The organism is Spirosoma sordidisoli, from assembly GCF_004138325.1.
GTDB classification, from domain to species: Bacteria; Bacteroidota; Bacteroidia; order Cytophagales; family Spirosomataceae; genus Spirosoma; species Spirosoma sordidisoli.
This window is the reverse complement of sequence record NZ_SBLB01000005.1, coordinates 510,100-523,941: the sequence shown is the minus strand read 5'-3', so window position 1 is coordinate 523,941 and position 13,842 is coordinate 510,100. Positions and strand designations below refer to the sequence as shown.

Genomic DNA, 13,842 nt, shown 5'->3' with positions numbered 1-13,842 from the left:
CCGCTGCGGTGCTTGTCACGATTATGAAACAACGGCTTGCTTTTCTTTTCTGCCTCCTCGTATCCGGGGTTATGGCCCAGACTACCAAACCAGCTTCAACGGCCAAGGTGGCTACCAAAACGCCGGGCCAGCTGCTGTATGAGCAACATTGCCTCACCTGCCACCAGGCCAATGGCTCGGGCGTGCCGAACCTGAATCCGCCCCTGCGCAACACCGACTGGGTCACGGGCGATAAAACCCGGCTCATCAACGTGTTGCTGAACGGCTTACAGGGCCAGGAGATCGAAGGCGAGGTCTACGATAACGCGATGCCCGCCCACGATTTTCTGAACGATCAGCAAATTGCCGATGTGCTGACTTACATCCGCAGCAGTTTCGGCAACAAGGCCGAGGCCGTAACCGCCGACCAGGTAAAAACCGTCCGGGTTAAGAAATAAGCGGCTTCTTCCGGTTGCGGGCACCTGCCCCAGCGAGGCCGCTTACCGGGACTGAATCCGGGCACGGTGCTGTATACCCCAGGCGCAAAGTTCCTGAATGATCCCGTCGAGCGAGCTGCCGTAGTCGGTCAGCTCGTACTCGATCAGGACGGGTGTGCTGGTGTATACCTGACGCTTCACAAACTCGTTCATTTCCAGCTCTTTCAACTCTTTCGATAGCAGCTTGGGCGTAATGTCGCCGATAGCCCGCTGCAATTCACCAAATCGTTTGGGGCCTTCGTGCAGCGCAATAACGATGGGTAGCTTCCATTTTCCGCTGAGCACATACAGCGCGTCATGAACACCACTCAGTTTATGGATGCATTCGGCCTGGCTCATCGTTTGTCTGTGTTCGGCTAACATAGTCCTGGTTGTAAAGCGTGATCACTATCCCAAAGGATACCGGTATCCTTTGGGATACTACTATCTTTTGCATATCGGACATACATAGCTTTGCAGGCAAATAGTTTCAAATTTTTAAATATATCGATATGAATTTTGTTGATGCACTTCACTGGCGCTATGCCGTCAAGAACATGAACGGGCAGGTAGTAGCTCAGGAGAAAGTAAACGCCATTCTGGAAGCAATCCGGCTATCGGCCTCTTCGGTTGGCCTCCAGCCCTACGAAATCCTGGTGGTGTCGGACCCGGTCCTGAAAGCTAAAATACACGAGTTGGCCTGTCCGCAGCCGCAGATCGTCGACGGATCACACATCCTGATTTTTGCCTCGCAGCTGACGGTAAACGCCGACCACATCGACACCTACATGCAGCGCATTGCGCAAACCCGGGCCATACCCGTCGAGTCGCTGAATGGCTTTTCCACGTCTATCAAAGGATCTTTGCTAACCCGAAGTGCCGATGAGCTCAGGAACTGGACCGCTCGCCAGGCCTACATTGCATTGGGCTTCGGACTGGTGGCGGCCGCCGTTGAAGAAGTGGATTCCTGTCCCATAGAAGGTTTTAACGCCACCGCCCTCGACGAACTGCTGGGCCTGCCCGGAAAAAACCTCACCAGCGTATTGGTGATGGCACTCGGCTACCGCGACGAAGCCAAGGATTTTCTGGCCAAAGCGCCGAAAGTACGTAAACCACACGATGAATTGTTTACAGAACTGGTATAGTCTGCCAGCCCGAACAGGTACGCTGAACGGCCGGGTGCCAACTGACGTCTGATCAGGGCATCCGGCTGTTTCAGTTTGCATCCAATAGACAACGAAAAGTTACCTTCTAATAAATATAGTACAAGAAAATCGTGGGGGTGGTGCGTTAGGGGGCTAAACGCACATCATGAAAGAAGCCCTACTCCTTTGTCTTCTAGGCCTGTGTGGTTCTGTTCAGGCTCAACAGCCATCAAAAACCGGCAACGCGTATACGTCCGCTTACGCAAAAGGGAGCTGGTCGGTGGGTGTACACGCGGGGTATTCAAAAGGTCTTATTCTGGAGAATAACAGTACAGCCCAGTTGTACGCCGGGTATTTCATTGCCAACCGGCTCCTGCTGGGGCTGGGTGCGTCGGGCAGTCAGGAATGGTTCAGGTTGGTTCGCAGCCAGACCTATACGGTGGGGCCAATGGCTCGCTACCAACTCAGCCGCACCCGTTTTTCGCCGTTTCTGACGGCTTCTTACCAGTTCGGGGGCCGATCGTTATCCGGGAGCGAGAGCCAGACCATGACGAGTGTAGTCAACACCACCGGTGGCCCCTTAGTCATAACCGGTACAGCCCGTATAGGCGGAACCGGAATCTCCAGATCAGTGGGAATTTTTTCGTGCGGAGCAGGGGTGAGTGCCGGTATAAGCTCCGCGCTCCGGGTTGATCTGGCCCTCAGCTATCAGCAGTGGCTGGATCAGCCGCTGGTTCAGCCGCAACTCGGGATCAACTATCTCATCGGTAAGAAATACTAGATTCCTGAAAATAGCCTAGCTTGCCAACCAACCCATCAGCCAGACACAGCGACATAACCGCCTTATGTCGGTAACAGGACAGCGTATGGGATGTCTATTTACCAGCAAGCTGACATGGAAGCACCAACTGAACAACCCGATCGGTCGTCGCTGCCGCAAGAGCGGTTCGACGCAGCCAATGATTTTCTGGAAACCTGCGACCGCATGAGCACCGGCTACGAAAGCGGGTTCTACTGGGAGGATACCCAGCGAGCCTTACGCATTGCGGCCGGCCTGGAAGCCTGGCCTGCTCAAACGCACTAGCCAGCCACCTCTGCCTGTCAATAACTTACGTTTACGCCATAGCCGCCTGGCTGATAACCAGGCGGCTATGGCGTAAACGTAACTTCACATCGGTACCAGGCGGTTTTTACAGACGGCCGAGGTCGTGCCGAAACCGCTGGATGAGTTCCAGTTCCCGGGCGGATGTGTTGTTATGCGCTTCGGCAATTTGCAGCAGGATGTTCACAAAGCGTTTTTTCATTGGCACAGTCAAAAATTTACGGTGCGTAGTAAATCGCCGTAACGCAAAATCATAGGCTTCCTCTACCGGAACGGCGCAGTTCTCCAGCAAAAAAAACGTGTGAAGTGCTAGTTCGCCGTAGGGTTGTTCGCCCAGTAGCTGACGAGCCAGTCTGGTTTCTTCGGGATCAATACCCCCGTCTACTTTGGCCAGCGCGTAAACAACGTTACCCAGGCCCAGGTACAGATCGGCGGGCGCAGCGGTCAACGGCGCTGGTTTACTACCTACTTTGTTAGCATCCATATCGATTAAAGGTTTATGTGTTGTTTACTGAACGCTGCCTGCCGACAGCATCAGGGGGGAGTTACCGTTGGTGATAATCACCTTACTATTGGGCGAGGTCGACAGCTTGTTGAAGGCTTCGATAGCCTTGAACTGGATCAGCATGGGGGTTAGCCCTTCGTTGATAATCCGCTGAGCGTCGCGGGTGCCTTCGGCTTCGATGATTCGGCGCTGGGCTTCCTGCCGTTCTTTGTCCAGCACGAACTGCATGCGCTGCGCGTCCTGCTCAGCCGCGAGTTTATCTTCAATGGCTTTGGTCAGGCCCGCGGGTAACGAAATGCTTTTGAGCAGCACCGACTCGATCAGAAAGCCCCGATCTTTGAGCTGGGTCATCATTACCTCCCGGATAGACCGTTCAATATCGGCCCGTTGTCCGGTATGCATATCCTTGGCAAAGTACCGCGACGACACATCCGCTACGGCCGAGCGAAACACGGGTAGTATGACCACTTCGGCGTAGTCGGGCCCGATCTGCTCCACGATCCGGGGCGCGTAGCTTCCTTCAACGCGGTACAGAATCGACACCTCCGACTGCACCGTCAGGCCTTCTTTGGAAGGCAACGGAGCACGCACTTCGAGATTGACGGTCCGCGTTGGAATTTTGATGACCCGCGTCAGAATTGGGTTGAAAATCTGTACGCCTTCGGGCAGGGTTTGCGGGTTTATTTTTCCAAGCGTTCGTCTGACGCCCACTTCGCCCTGCCGGACAATGGCGCAACTGCTCAGGGTTACTACCGCTAAGCCAATATGCAGAATGGTGATCGGTTTCATGGCTGTTGTGATGAATGGATGGTCTGATCAGAAAAACCGGCTGTTGCCGGGTACACACGACCGATAGCCGCCCGTGGTCAGTCCCGGCTGGGCGCGTAGCGCACGCGGTCGGTTCGGGGTTCGAGCGACAGCCGGCGATACACCTTGGCCAGCTGCTGGTCTACTTCCAGCTTAGCGGCCAGCAACGAGTCGTACTGAATCAGCTGCGCATCGTACCGCTGCTGAATCAGCTGCGTTTCAGTACGCTGATGGGCCAGACTGAGCAAAGAGATGCCACAGACCAGACCGCTCAGCAACATAAGCATCCGTCGATAGACCCGGTACATGCGCAACCGCGCCCGGAAATTGCGACCAGAACGGCGCTTCGCTCTGCCTGGATTGGAGTAATCGAGAATGTATTGGTTCATGGCTACTAGCGGTCGGTTGCGGAAACAAAGGTCTCCGACCCGCTTTAGAGCCCCATTAACCCCGTGTTAGAAAGCCATTAGAAAGTGGGGAACACCTGCTTCAGGCGCGTGGGAGCATCAACTGAAAGGTGGTGCCGCGCACGGCGTTCGACTCGACCGTGATGCGGCCCCGGTGCAGCTGGATGATCCGCTGAGTCAGCGACAGACCGATGCCGTGGCCGGGTACAGCGCGGCCATTGGTACCCCGCCGGAAAGGTTTGAATATATCGGGCAGTTCGCTGGGGTCGATGGGAGTACCCTGGTTTTGTACCGTCAGCTGGATCATGTGCCGGTCTGCCGTCAGCTGCACGTTCACCTCGTGGCTGGGCGAAAACTTGCCGCCGTTCTCCATCAGGTTGAACAGCGCCGTTCGGAGCAGGGGTTCGTTGCCCGTTACCCGAAACCCATCGGCCCCCGACGCGGCCGGCTCGGTAACGACCTGTACGCTGTAGCCAGGCCGGAGCCGAAGCAACTCCTCCCGGACCTGTTCGGTCAGTTCGTCGAGCGCTACCGGACCGGTCACTACCGCTTTTTCGTCCAGGCTGACGTTAGCCAGTGCCAGCAGGCCGTTGGTCAGCTGGTTCAGGTCACGCACATCTTCCAGGACCGATGCTATAGTAGTGCGTAACTCGGTCAGGTCATCGTCGGCCAGCAGCGACACCTCAAGCTGTCCGGTAATGGCCGTCAGGGGCGTCCGTAGTTCGTGGGATGCGTGCGAGACAAAGGTGCGCTGCTGCTGAAAGGCATCTTCGAGCCGGTCGAGCATCCGGTTGAAGCGGTGGGCCAGCTGGGTAAGCTCATCGGGGTTAGGGCCTTCTTTCAAGCGCTGGTCCAGTTGCGAGGCCGTAATGGTATCGATGCGATCGATAATCCGGCGAATCGGCTGCAACGCCCGACCGGCGTAGACCCGGCCCGCCCCAAATACGACGGCCGTAGCCAGCAGCCAGCCCACCGTCAGCAAGCCGGCCAGATTCCGCTGCTTACTGACTCCATACTTGTCTACGCCCGACGCCAGCACCACCAGCCGGTGGTAGCGGTCGTAATAGCGCACGCCCGCCACCTCGCGGGGGCCTACCCGCCAGTAAAGGCTGTTGTGCAGCCTTACTTCGTCGAGCTGCTCTTTCGATACCGTCAGGTAATCGGTGCCGCTTTCGAAAACGATCTGGTTCCGGTGGTTGTAAATAATGATCTCCTCGTCGTTCAGCACCGTCATGTGGTTCTTGTCCAGCAGCTTATACAGCTGCCGCCCCATGGTATCCGGCCCAAACAGCAGTTCGGCAGAGGTCAGGGCTTCGGCATGCAGACGCTCGCGGAATTCGTTCTCCCGATGCCGTTCGGCAACCAGGTAGATCGTAGCGCAGAATACCAGCAGTAAGCCCGATACGATGGCCGTAAAAAGCAGCGTCAGTCGATTGCGGATGGTCATTGCGCAGCGATCATTTCTGTTTCAGCACGTAGCCCAGGCCGATTACGGTATGAATCAGTTTAACGGGCGCATCTTTATCGATTTTGTTGCGCAGGTAGTTGATATAAACATCGATCACGTTAGTACCCGTGTCGAAGTTGAGATCCCAGACCTGCGAGGCAATGTCGACACGCGACACGACCCGGCCCTGGTTGCGCATCAGGTACTCGAGCAGAGAAAATTCACGGGCGGTCAGGTCGATACTTTGTCCCATACGACGGGCTACTTTCTCGCGCAGGTCCAGCTCAAGATCGGCCATCTTCAGTACGGCCTCGCTTTCGTCAGGGGGCGTGGCCCGGCGCAGCAAAGCCCGGATGCGGGCCAGCAACTCCAGAAAATCGAACGGTTTGACCAGGTAATCGTCGGCCCCCGCTTCAAACCCCATCAGCTTGTCGGTCGTGGAGTCGAGCGCTGTCAGCATCAGAATGGGGAGCTGTGTATTTCGGGTACGGATATACTGGGCCAGTTCAACCCCACTCAGCACCGGCAGATTGACATCCAGAATAACCAGGTCAAAATGTTCGGTCCCGATCAGTCGCTTCCCCTCACGTCCATCGGCCGCCACAGTCACGCTGTACGACTGGGTTTCCAGGCCTTTTTTGAGAAAAAGCGCCACTTTCGTTTCGTCTTCGACAACGAGAATATTGGGTTTCGACAGGCTCATAACCAATTCAGTTTGACGGGGTAAAGGTACTACCAAACCGGAACATGATAGTATTACTTTCAAAATAACCCACCTTACTCACCTGCCGATTATCGCACTGAAAAAAAATTGATAAATATTCTACTAAATCTATGTTACATATCTTATAAATGATCGTCTTAGATATGCAACGATTTACACTACCCATCTAGTAAGTCTAGACAACACCACGAGCAGGCTGCTTTTTCCGCTGCAACGAACTATCTTCGATAACCAATCTTCTGACAGTCAATATCTTAAAGAAAAATTTAGTAGTATCTATCTCCTCTCACGTACGGTTTTTACGGCAATGAATCTTCCTATTTTCGTCGTCCTCTCTATTTTGGGTCAGCTACTTATGACCATTAGCTTTGCGCGGGAAGCGCTCACTACCGACCAGGGTACCTTCTGCCGGGTGAAGTGCGCCATCGCCGGTTTCCTGTACCTGTTCGTCGCTATTCTGCTTGCCTGGCTTCTGTTTGAGACGCCCACCCTGCCAACGGTCTGAACGGGTGTCCGGGGGCGGGTCCGGGATCGTAACGACCCGGCAAAAGCCAGGGCCGCACCAGCTAGGTTTGAATAATACCCACCGAAAACGGTTTGGTGATCGGCGCGTGATTGGCAGCCGCGATGCCTTCCGACAGCACCTGTCGGGTCTGGAGCGGGTCTATGATGGCATCGATCCAGAGCCGGGCGGCTGCGTAGTAGGGTGATAGCTGGGCGTTGTACTGGTCGGTGATTTTGTCGAGCTGGGCCTGTTCCTGCTCCGGCGTGAGCGGCTGCCCTTTCGCTTTCTGCGCAGCCACCTGAATTTGCAGCAGGGTCTTGGCAGCCGATGCCCCGCTCATGACGGCCATCTGAGCAGTGGGCCAGGCTACCATCAGGCGCGGGTCATAGGCGCGGCCGCACATGGCGTAGTTACCCGCGCCGTAGCTGTTACCGATCACTACGGTAAATTTCGGCACCACCGAGTTGGCCATGGCGCTGACCATTTTAGCCCCGTCTTTGATGATTCCGCCCTGCTCGGCCCGGCTGCCCACCATGAAGCCCGACACATCCTGCAGAAACACCAGCGGAATCCGTTTCTGATTGCAGTTCATGATGAACCGGGCGGCTTTATCGGCTGCATCGCCGTAGATAACGCCCCCCATCTGCATTTCTACGGGCTGGCTCTGCGCCCCGCCCTGCTTCGGTATTTTAGCCTTCACCACCTTGCGCTGGTTGGCCACAATCCCTACCGCCCAGCCGTCGATACGCGCGTATCCGCACAGCAGCGACTGGCCGTAGGTTGGTTTATAGGCATCGAACTCAGACTTATCCACCAGTCTATCCACAATCTCGCGCATATCGTACGGTTTTACCCGGTCCGACGGCAGTAACTGGTAGATATCGGCCGGCTCTTTGGCGGGCGGAGCCGATTCGATGCGGTCGAAGCCAGCCGTTTCGCGCTGCCCTGTCCGGGACAGGATCCGTTTGATGGCATCGAGGCAACGCTGATCATCGGGATAGCGGTTGTCCACAACCCCCGAAATATCGGTATGGGTTACGGCGCCACCGAGGGTTTCGGCATCCACATCTTCACCAATGCTGGCTTTTACGAGATAAGGACCGGCCAGAAAAATAGAGCCGGTGCCCTCAACGATGAGCGCTTCGTCGGACATAATGGGCAGGTAGGCGCCCCCCGCCACGCAGCTCCCCATGATGGCTGCCACCTGTAGTATTCCCATGGCCGAGAGCTGGGCATTGTTCCGGAACGTTCGGCCAAAGTGTTCTTTGTCGGCAAACACCTCGTCCTGCAGGGGCAGATAAACGCCCGCACTGTCGACGAGGTAGATGATGGGCAGGTGGTTCTCCATCGCGATTTCCTGGGCGCGCAGGTTTTTTTTGGCCGTTATCGGAAACCAGGCCCCCGCCTTCACCGTGGCATCGTTGGCCACAATGACGCACTGGCGCCCCGAGATGTAGCCAATACCCACCACCACCCCTCCCGACGGGCAGCCGCCATGTTCGGCATACATACCCTCGCCCCCGAACAAGCCGATCTCTACGAAGGGGCGGTCAGAATCGGTCAGGTAGTCGATGCGCTCGCGGGCGGTCAGTTTGCCCTTGCGGTGCTGGTCATCTATTTTCTTTTGCCCACCACCCAGCTGAGTTTTGGTAGTGCGCTGCGTGAGTTCGTCGAGAAGGGTTTGCATGAATGAAGAGTCGGCCAGATCGGCCATTAGAAAACCCTAAAGTAAGCGAGTTGTTGCCGTCTCCAACACCGGCGGTCCGTAACGACGTACGATCAACAGCAAGCCGAGCCGCCAAGCCGACAGCCATCATATTTTGATTTTTATAGATTTTTCAATATAAAATAATGAAATACAGATTGATATCAGATTAAATTATAGACAATTGTTAAGTTTAATAAAATTATAAAGACCAGCTCTGTGTAAGCTATTTATGATTTCCTGTCCTCAATCTATACGTTCTATGAAGCCACCTTTCCTTTACGTTTTCCTCTCGCTGTTTGTTAGCCAGTTTGTCTACAGCCAATCGCCAAAGACACCGGCAACGGTCTCCTTCGACCCGGCCACCTACGAGGGGCTGCGCTGGCGGGAGCTGGGTCCGTTTCGGGGTGGGCGCTCCTGTACCGTTACGGGCGTGACCGGCAACCCCAATCTGTATTACATGGGCACCGTTGGCGGGGGCGTCTGGCGAACAACCGACGGCGGCCAAACCTGGGGAAACATCAGCGATGCCTACTTCGGCGGGAGCATTGGCGCGGTGGCCGTGGCCGAGAGCGACCCCAACGTGATTTACGTGGGCGAAGGCGAGCAGACCCTGCGCAACAACGTGGCTTCGGGTACGGGAATGTGGCGATCGACCGACGCCGGCACCAGCTGGAAACGCATCGGCCTGACCGATTCGAAACACATTGCCCGCATCCGTATTCACCCCAAAAACCCCGACCTGGTCTACGTAGCGGCCATGGGCAACCTCTGGAAACCCAATGAGATGCGGGGTATTTTTCGCAGTGCCGACGGGGGGCAGACCTGGAAAAAAGTCCTGTACATCAACGATCAGGCGGGCGCTGCCGATCTGGTGCTCGACCCTAATAATCCGCGCATCCTGTACGCCAGCACCTGGAACATGAAACGCAACGGCTACCGGATGGACAGTGGCGGGCCCGACTCCAAACTCTGGAAAAGTACCGACGGGGGCGACACCTGGGAAAACCTCTCCGATAAGTCGGGCATGCCCTCGGGTATCAACGGCATCATCGGCGTAACGGTATCTCCCAAAAACTCCAGCCGGGTTTGGGCCATCATCGAAAACAAAGACGCTGGCGGGGTTTATCGGTCCGACGATGCCGGCAAAACCTGGGCCCGCATCAATCAGGACCGCGCGCTGCTGCAACGGGCCTGGTACTACTGCCGCATCTATGCCGACTCGCAGAACGAGGATATTGTCTACGTCATGAACGTCAGCTACGGCGTATCGAAAGACGGTGGTAAAACCTTCGAGCTGAAAAATGCGCCCCATGGCGACCATCACGACCTCTGGATCGACCCGACCAACAACCAGCGCATGGCGATTGCCGACGACGGGGGCGCTCAGGTCTCGACCGATGGCGGCAACCACTGGACAACTTACCACAACCAGCCAACGGCGCAGTTCTACCGCGTTTCGACCGATAACCATTTCCCGTACCGCATCTACGGCGCCCAGCAGGACAACTCCAGCGTCCGGATTTCGCACCGGACGGGCAGCGCTTCCGTGACCGAAAAAGACTGGGTAGCGCTGGCCATCGGCGAAAGTGCCCACCTGGCGCCCGACCCGCTCAACAGCGAGGTCGTTTTCGGGGGCGACTACAAAGGCTACATGACCATGCAGGACCTGGCTACCGGGCAGGAGCGGTCTACCAACGTACACCCCGACCTGCCCGCCGGTTCGGGAGCCGATGCCATGAAATACCGCTTCAACTGGAATTACCCGGTCTTTTTCAGCCCGCACAACCCGAAAAAGCTTTATGCCGGCTCGAACCATCTGCACGTCAGCTACACGGGTGGTGAAAGCTGGGAGGTGATCAGCCCCGATCTGTCGCGGGGAGAGCCCGAAACCATTAAATCGTCGGGCGGGCCGATTACGCAGGACAACACGGGTGCCGAGTACTACGCCAACGTGTTTGCCGCTACCGAGTCGCCCTATACCGAAGGCGAAATCTGGACGGGGTCCGACGACGGATTGATCCATGTCACCATAGATGGCGGCAAAACCTGGAAGAACGTTACCCCCTCCGTGTCGCCGAAGTACAATATGATGAATTCGGTGGAGGTCAATCCGTTCGTGAAAGGGGGCGCTTACGTGGCGGCTACTTCGTACAAGTTCGGCGATTACACGCCCTACATCTACAAGACGCTGGACTACGGCAAAACCTGGACGGTGATGACCAAAGGGATTCCCAAAGACGAGTTTGTTCGGGTGGTCCGGGCCGATCCGAAGCGAAAAGGACTACTCTATGCCGGCACCGAGCGGGGCGTCTGGGTATCGTTCGACGATGGCGAGAGCTGGTCGAAACTTCAGCTTAATCTGCCTCCGGTACCCATCCACGACCTGGCCATCAAGAACGATAACCTCATTGCCGCCACCCACGGCCGTAGCTTCTGGCTGATCGATGACCTGACGCCCCTGCACCAGCTCAGGAGCGACCTGGCCGCCAAAGAAGCCATTCTCTACCAGCCGATGCCTACCTACCGCATGGCCGGTACCAGCAAACGCGACGCGCAGCTCGAAGGCGAAAATCACCCCAACGGCGTCATGATTCATTACTTCATCAAAAAAACTGACCCGGCTGCGGAGGTCAGGCTGGACATTCTCGAAAGCAACGGTACCTTGATCCGCTCGTTCAGCACGAAAGCGAAAGAAAAAGCCGACCTGCTGAAAGTCAAATCGGGGGGCGACCGTTTCGTGTGGGACATGCGCTACCCCGGCTATAAAACCTTTCCCGGTATGGTCTTCTACGGATCGCCCAACCTCGGTCCCAAAGCCGTACCGGGCAATTACCAGGTCAGGTTAACGGTAAACGGGCAATCGCAGACCCAGCCGTTCGAGATCCTCAAAGACCCCCGGCTGAAAACGACACCGGCCGACTATCAGGCCCAGTTCGATTTCCTGATGAAAGTGCGTAACAAGGTAACGGAAGCCAACGAAGGCATCATCAACCTCCGGAAGATCAAGGAAGACCTGACCTATCTCAAAAACAAGATGGGGTCCGACGAGAAGAACAAAGACATAAACGACGTCATTAAGAAGTTTGAAGACGAGCTCAAGACCATCGAGAACGACATTCACCAGACCAGGAACATGAGTGTGCAGGACCCGCTCAACTACGGTATCAAGCTCAACAACCGGCTGGCGCACCTCATGAGCGAGCAGGCCCAGGGCGACTTCCGCCCAACCAAACAGGGCGAAGAGGTTCGTAGTCAGCTCACGCAGGAAGTGGACGCCCAGCTGGGGAAGCTCAAAATGACCATAGAAACCAACCTCATGCGCATCAACCAGATGGCCAAAGACAAGGGCGTTGTCCTGGTTAACTAACGGATTTCCAACGAATGCCCCGTCAGGGCCTTCACCGCGCAGCGTCGGTAGAAATCGACGGGCACCCGCAGGACCAGGCCCGTCAGGGCCCATACAGCGCAGCGTCGGTAGAAATCGGCGGCCCACCCGTACGACCAGGCCCGTCAGGGCCTATACAGCGCAGCGTCGGTAGAAATTGATCAGCAATGTTTAGGGTTAACCCGGCACATGAGCCGTCAGGTACATCACAATCGCGGTGGTATACCTGACGGCTCATGAAATATTGGATGCATCGCCCTACCGACGCTACGCTGTGTAGGCCCTACGGGCCTTGGTCATGCGGGTGGGGCGTTAATTTCTACCGACGCTACGCTGTATAGGCCCTAACGGGCCATAGATCGGGTGGGCGCGCCGATTTTACCGACGCTATGCTGTATAGGCCCTGACGGGCCTGATCCTGCGGGTGCCCACCGATTTTACCGACGCTGCGCTGTATAGGCCCTGACGGGCCTGGTCGCCTGGTCATGCGCCCGTCGGTTTCTACCGACGCTGCGCGGTATGGGCCCTGACGGGCCATGGTCTTGCGGGCGCCGTCGTACCTCAACCTCTACCGACGCTATGCGGTTGAGGCCATGGAAGGGGTGGCATGATGGAACGGCCTGCGCTGTGCTCTACTTGGTAGAATCGGCCTGGCTGGTGACGTCTGTTGTGCTGGTGGGCTGCGTCCCGGTGGCCGTGCCGGTTTTATCTTTGCGGCCGAAGAGCGAGAAATGGACGTAGCGCTTGGGGTTCTCGCGCAGGTCGGTCAGGAGTTTTTCGAGGCTGGCGGTCGTAGCGTTTACATTCCGGTACAGCTGCTCATCAGACGCCAGTTTACCCAGCGAACCCCGACCGTTGTTGATGTCGCCCAGAATCCGCTGCAGGTTGTCGACGGTTTTGTTCACGCTGCCGAGCGTCTGCTTCAGCTGCAGGCCCTGCAGCGAGTCGGCAAACGTATCGGCTTTGGCCAGAATAGGCTTGAGCTGGCGTTCCGTCTCGATCAGCGAAGCCGACAGCCGGTTCACATTGGCGAGCGTGGTTCGGAGGCCAGCGCGGTTCTCGGCAATGGTGAGGTCGAGCGTACCAACGGCGGCATTGGCACTGTTGAGTGTCTTGTTCAGCACAACGCCCGTCTGGTCAAACTGAGCCACCACCCGATTGAGCTGGTACGTCAGCGAGTCGACGTTGTTGAGCACCGGCAGGGTTTTTTCGCGGATAAGAGCTGTCAGGCCGGTTTCTTTGGTAGCGACCAGCTGACCACCTTCTTCCAGCTGGGGCGTGCCGGGTTTAACGACCAGCCGAATCGATTTGCCGCCCAGCAGCCCATCGTCGGCCAGGATAGCCTGCGAGCCCTGCGTAACCCGGATGTCGTTTTTCAGCTCCACCGTTACCAGCAGCTTATTACCCTGATCCTGAAGAATATCGATTGATTTGACCTGCCCAACCGACAACCCGTTGATCCTTACGGGATTAGAGGATGTCAGCCCGTCTACGTTGTCGTAGATGACCTGATAGGTTCGGTTATTGGAAAAGAAATCGGACCCTTTCAAGAACTCGAATCCGAAATAAAGCATCATCAGCGAGACGACAGCCAGTAAACCAACTTTTACTTCCTGCGATAGTTTCATGCGTGTGAAGAAGGTGAGCCGCCT

General features: G+C 56.4%; 14 protein-coding genes. 6 read left to right on the top strand and 8 right to left on the bottom strand.

All coding sequences use genetic code 11. The annotated features are described in order from the left end of the window. Positions 1–23 precede the first annotated feature (23 nt). Positions 24–437 (top strand): c-type cytochrome, encoded by a 414-nt coding sequence (locus EQG79_RS19905; protein ID WP_077919400.1) that lies wholly within the window; start codon positions 24–26, stop codon positions 435–437. Positions 438–479: 42 nt separating this feature from the next. Here the strand turns inward: EQG79_RS19905 and EQG79_RS19900 are convergent, their stop codons facing one another. Then, positions 480–839 carry a winged helix-turn-helix transcriptional regulator gene (locus tag EQG79_RS19900; RefSeq protein WP_077919401.1) on the bottom strand — a complete coding sequence of 120 codons (360 nt, stop codon included), beginning with the start codon at positions 837–839 and terminating at the stop codon, positions 480–482. A 128-nt stretch (positions 840–967) separates the two neighbouring features. Between EQG79_RS19900 and EQG79_RS19895 the strand changes: the two genes are divergently transcribed. The 3 genes from EQG79_RS19895 (at position 968) to EQG79_RS19885 (ending at position 2,684) form a co-directional block, all read left to right on the top strand. Further along, positions 968–1,600 carry an NAD(P)H-dependent oxidoreductase gene (locus EQG79_RS19895; RefSeq protein ID WP_077919402.1) on the top strand — a complete coding sequence of 211 codons (633 nt, stop codon included), beginning with the start codon at positions 968–970 and terminating at the stop codon, positions 1,598–1,600. A gap of 166 nt (positions 1,601–1,766) precedes the next feature. After that, positions 1,767–2,381, top strand: coding sequence for a hypothetical protein (locus EQG79_RS19890; protein ID WP_129603425.1), 615 nt, complete (start codon positions 1,767–1,769; stop codon positions 2,379–2,381). Positions 2,382–2,495: 114 nt separating this feature from the next. Further along, positions 2,496–2,684 (top strand): hypothetical protein, encoded by a 189-nt coding sequence (locus EQG79_RS19885; RefSeq protein WP_129603423.1) that lies wholly within the window; start codon positions 2,496–2,498, stop codon positions 2,682–2,684. 106 nt (positions 2,685–2,790) lie between these two features. Here the strand turns inward: EQG79_RS19885 and EQG79_RS19880 are convergent, their stop codons facing one another. The 5 genes from EQG79_RS19880 to EQG79_RS19860 form a co-directional block, all read right to left on the bottom strand. After that, a complete protein-coding gene (locus tag EQG79_RS19880; RefSeq protein ID WP_129603421.1) occupies positions 2,791–3,186 on the bottom strand; it encodes a tellurite resistance TerB family protein in 396 nt (131 codons plus the stop codon). Positions 3,187–3,210: 24 nt separating this feature from the next. After that, a complete protein-coding gene (locus tag EQG79_RS19875) occupies positions 3,211–3,996 on the bottom strand; it encodes a prohibitin family protein (RefSeq protein WP_077919406.1) in 786 nt (261 codons plus the stop codon). 77 nt (positions 3,997–4,073) lie between these two features. Next, on the bottom strand, positions 4,074–4,403 hold the full coding sequence (locus EQG79_RS19870; RefSeq protein ID WP_129603419.1) for a hypothetical protein: 330 nt from the start codon (positions 4,401–4,403) through the stop codon (positions 4,074–4,076). A gap of 100 nt (positions 4,404–4,503) precedes the next feature. Next, positions 4,504–5,868 carry a sensor histidine kinase gene (locus tag EQG79_RS19865; RefSeq protein ID WP_129603417.1) on the bottom strand — a complete coding sequence of 455 codons (1,365 nt, stop codon included), beginning with the start codon at positions 5,866–5,868 and terminating at the stop codon, positions 4,504–4,506. A gap of 10 nt (positions 5,869–5,878) precedes the next feature. Continuing rightward, complete coding sequence (locus EQG79_RS19860; RefSeq protein WP_129603415.1) at positions 5,879–6,571, bottom strand: response regulator; 693 nt, start codon at positions 6,569–6,571, stop codon at positions 5,879–5,881. A gap of 328 nt (positions 6,572–6,899) precedes the next feature. On the opposite strand from EQG79_RS19860, the gene EQG79_RS19855 reads away from it, so the two are divergent. Beyond that, positions 6,900–7,097 carry a hypothetical protein gene (locus EQG79_RS19855; RefSeq protein ID WP_129603413.1) on the top strand — a complete coding sequence of 66 codons (198 nt, stop codon included), beginning with the start codon at positions 6,900–6,902 and terminating at the stop codon, positions 7,095–7,097. A 61-nt stretch (positions 7,098–7,158) separates the two neighbouring features. On the opposite strand, the gene EQG79_RS19850 is transcribed toward EQG79_RS19855, so the two are convergent. Continuing rightward, positions 7,159–8,784 carry an acyl-CoA carboxylase subunit beta gene (locus EQG79_RS19850; protein ID WP_129603411.1) on the bottom strand — a complete coding sequence of 542 codons (1,626 nt, stop codon included), beginning with the start codon at positions 8,782–8,784 and terminating at the stop codon, positions 7,159–7,161. A 280-nt stretch (positions 8,785–9,064) separates the two neighbouring features. Here EQG79_RS19850 and EQG79_RS19845 point away from each other — a divergent pair, with 280 nt between their 5' ends. After that, positions 9,065–12,172, top strand: a complete 3,108-nt coding sequence (locus tag EQG79_RS19845; RefSeq protein ID WP_129603409.1) for a VPS10 domain-containing protein — start codon at positions 9,065–9,067, stop codon at positions 12,170–12,172. A gap of 650 nt (positions 12,173–12,822) precedes the next feature. Here the strand turns inward: EQG79_RS19845 and EQG79_RS19840 are convergent. Then, on the bottom strand, positions 12,823–13,818 hold the full coding sequence (locus EQG79_RS19840; RefSeq protein ID WP_129603407.1) for an MlaD family protein: 996 nt from the start codon (positions 13,816–13,818) through the stop codon (positions 12,823–12,825). Positions 13,819–13,842: the final 24 nt, after the last annotated feature.

Excerpts from the sequence above, each read along its gene's own strand:
- EQG79_RS19905 (WP_077919400.1), top strand. The coding sequence starts at position 24 with ATGAAACAACGGCTTGCTTTTCTTTTCTGCCTCCTCGTATCCGGGGTT.
- EQG79_RS19900 (WP_077919401.1), bottom strand. The coding sequence starts at position 839 with ATGTTAGCCGAACACAGACAAACGATGAGCCAGGCCGAATGCATCCAT.
- EQG79_RS19895 (WP_077919402.1), top strand. The coding sequence starts at position 968 with ATGAATTTTGTTGATGCACTTCACTGGCGCTATGCCGTCAAGAACATG.
- EQG79_RS19890 (WP_129603425.1), top strand. The coding sequence starts at position 1,767 with ATGAAAGAAGCCCTACTCCTTTGTCTTCTAGGCCTGTGTGGTTCTGTT.
- EQG79_RS19885 (WP_129603423.1), top strand. The coding sequence starts at position 2,496 with ATGGAAGCACCAACTGAACAACCCGATCGGTCGTCGCTGCCGCAAGAG.
- EQG79_RS19880 (WP_129603421.1), bottom strand. The coding sequence starts at position 3,186 with ATGGATGCTAACAAAGTAGGTAGTAAACCAGCGCCGTTGACCGCTGCG.
- EQG79_RS19875 (WP_077919406.1), bottom strand. The coding sequence starts at position 3,996 with ATGAAACCGATCACCATTCTGCATATTGGCTTAGCGGTAGTAACCCTG.
- EQG79_RS19870 (WP_129603419.1), bottom strand. The coding sequence starts at position 4,403 with ATGAACCAATACATTCTCGATTACTCCAATCCAGGCAGAGCGAAGCGC.
- EQG79_RS19865 (WP_129603417.1), bottom strand. The coding sequence starts at position 5,868 with ATGACCATCCGCAATCGACTGACGCTGCTTTTTACGGCCATCGTATCG.
- EQG79_RS19860 (WP_129603415.1), bottom strand. The coding sequence starts at position 6,571 with ATGAGCCTGTCGAAACCCAATATTCTCGTTGTCGAAGACGAAACGAAA.
- EQG79_RS19855 (WP_129603413.1), top strand. The coding sequence starts at position 6,900 with ATGAATCTTCCTATTTTCGTCGTCCTCTCTATTTTGGGTCAGCTACTT.
- EQG79_RS19850 (WP_129603411.1), bottom strand. The coding sequence starts at position 8,784 with ATGCAAACCCTTCTCGACGAACTCACGCAGCGCACTACCAAAACTCAG.
- EQG79_RS19845 (WP_129603409.1), top strand. The coding sequence starts at position 9,065 with ATGAAGCCACCTTTCCTTTACGTTTTCCTCTCGCTGTTTGTTAGCCAG.
- EQG79_RS19840 (WP_129603407.1), bottom strand. The coding sequence starts at position 13,818 with ATGAAACTATCGCAGGAAGTAAAAGTTGGTTTACTGGCTGTCGTCTCG.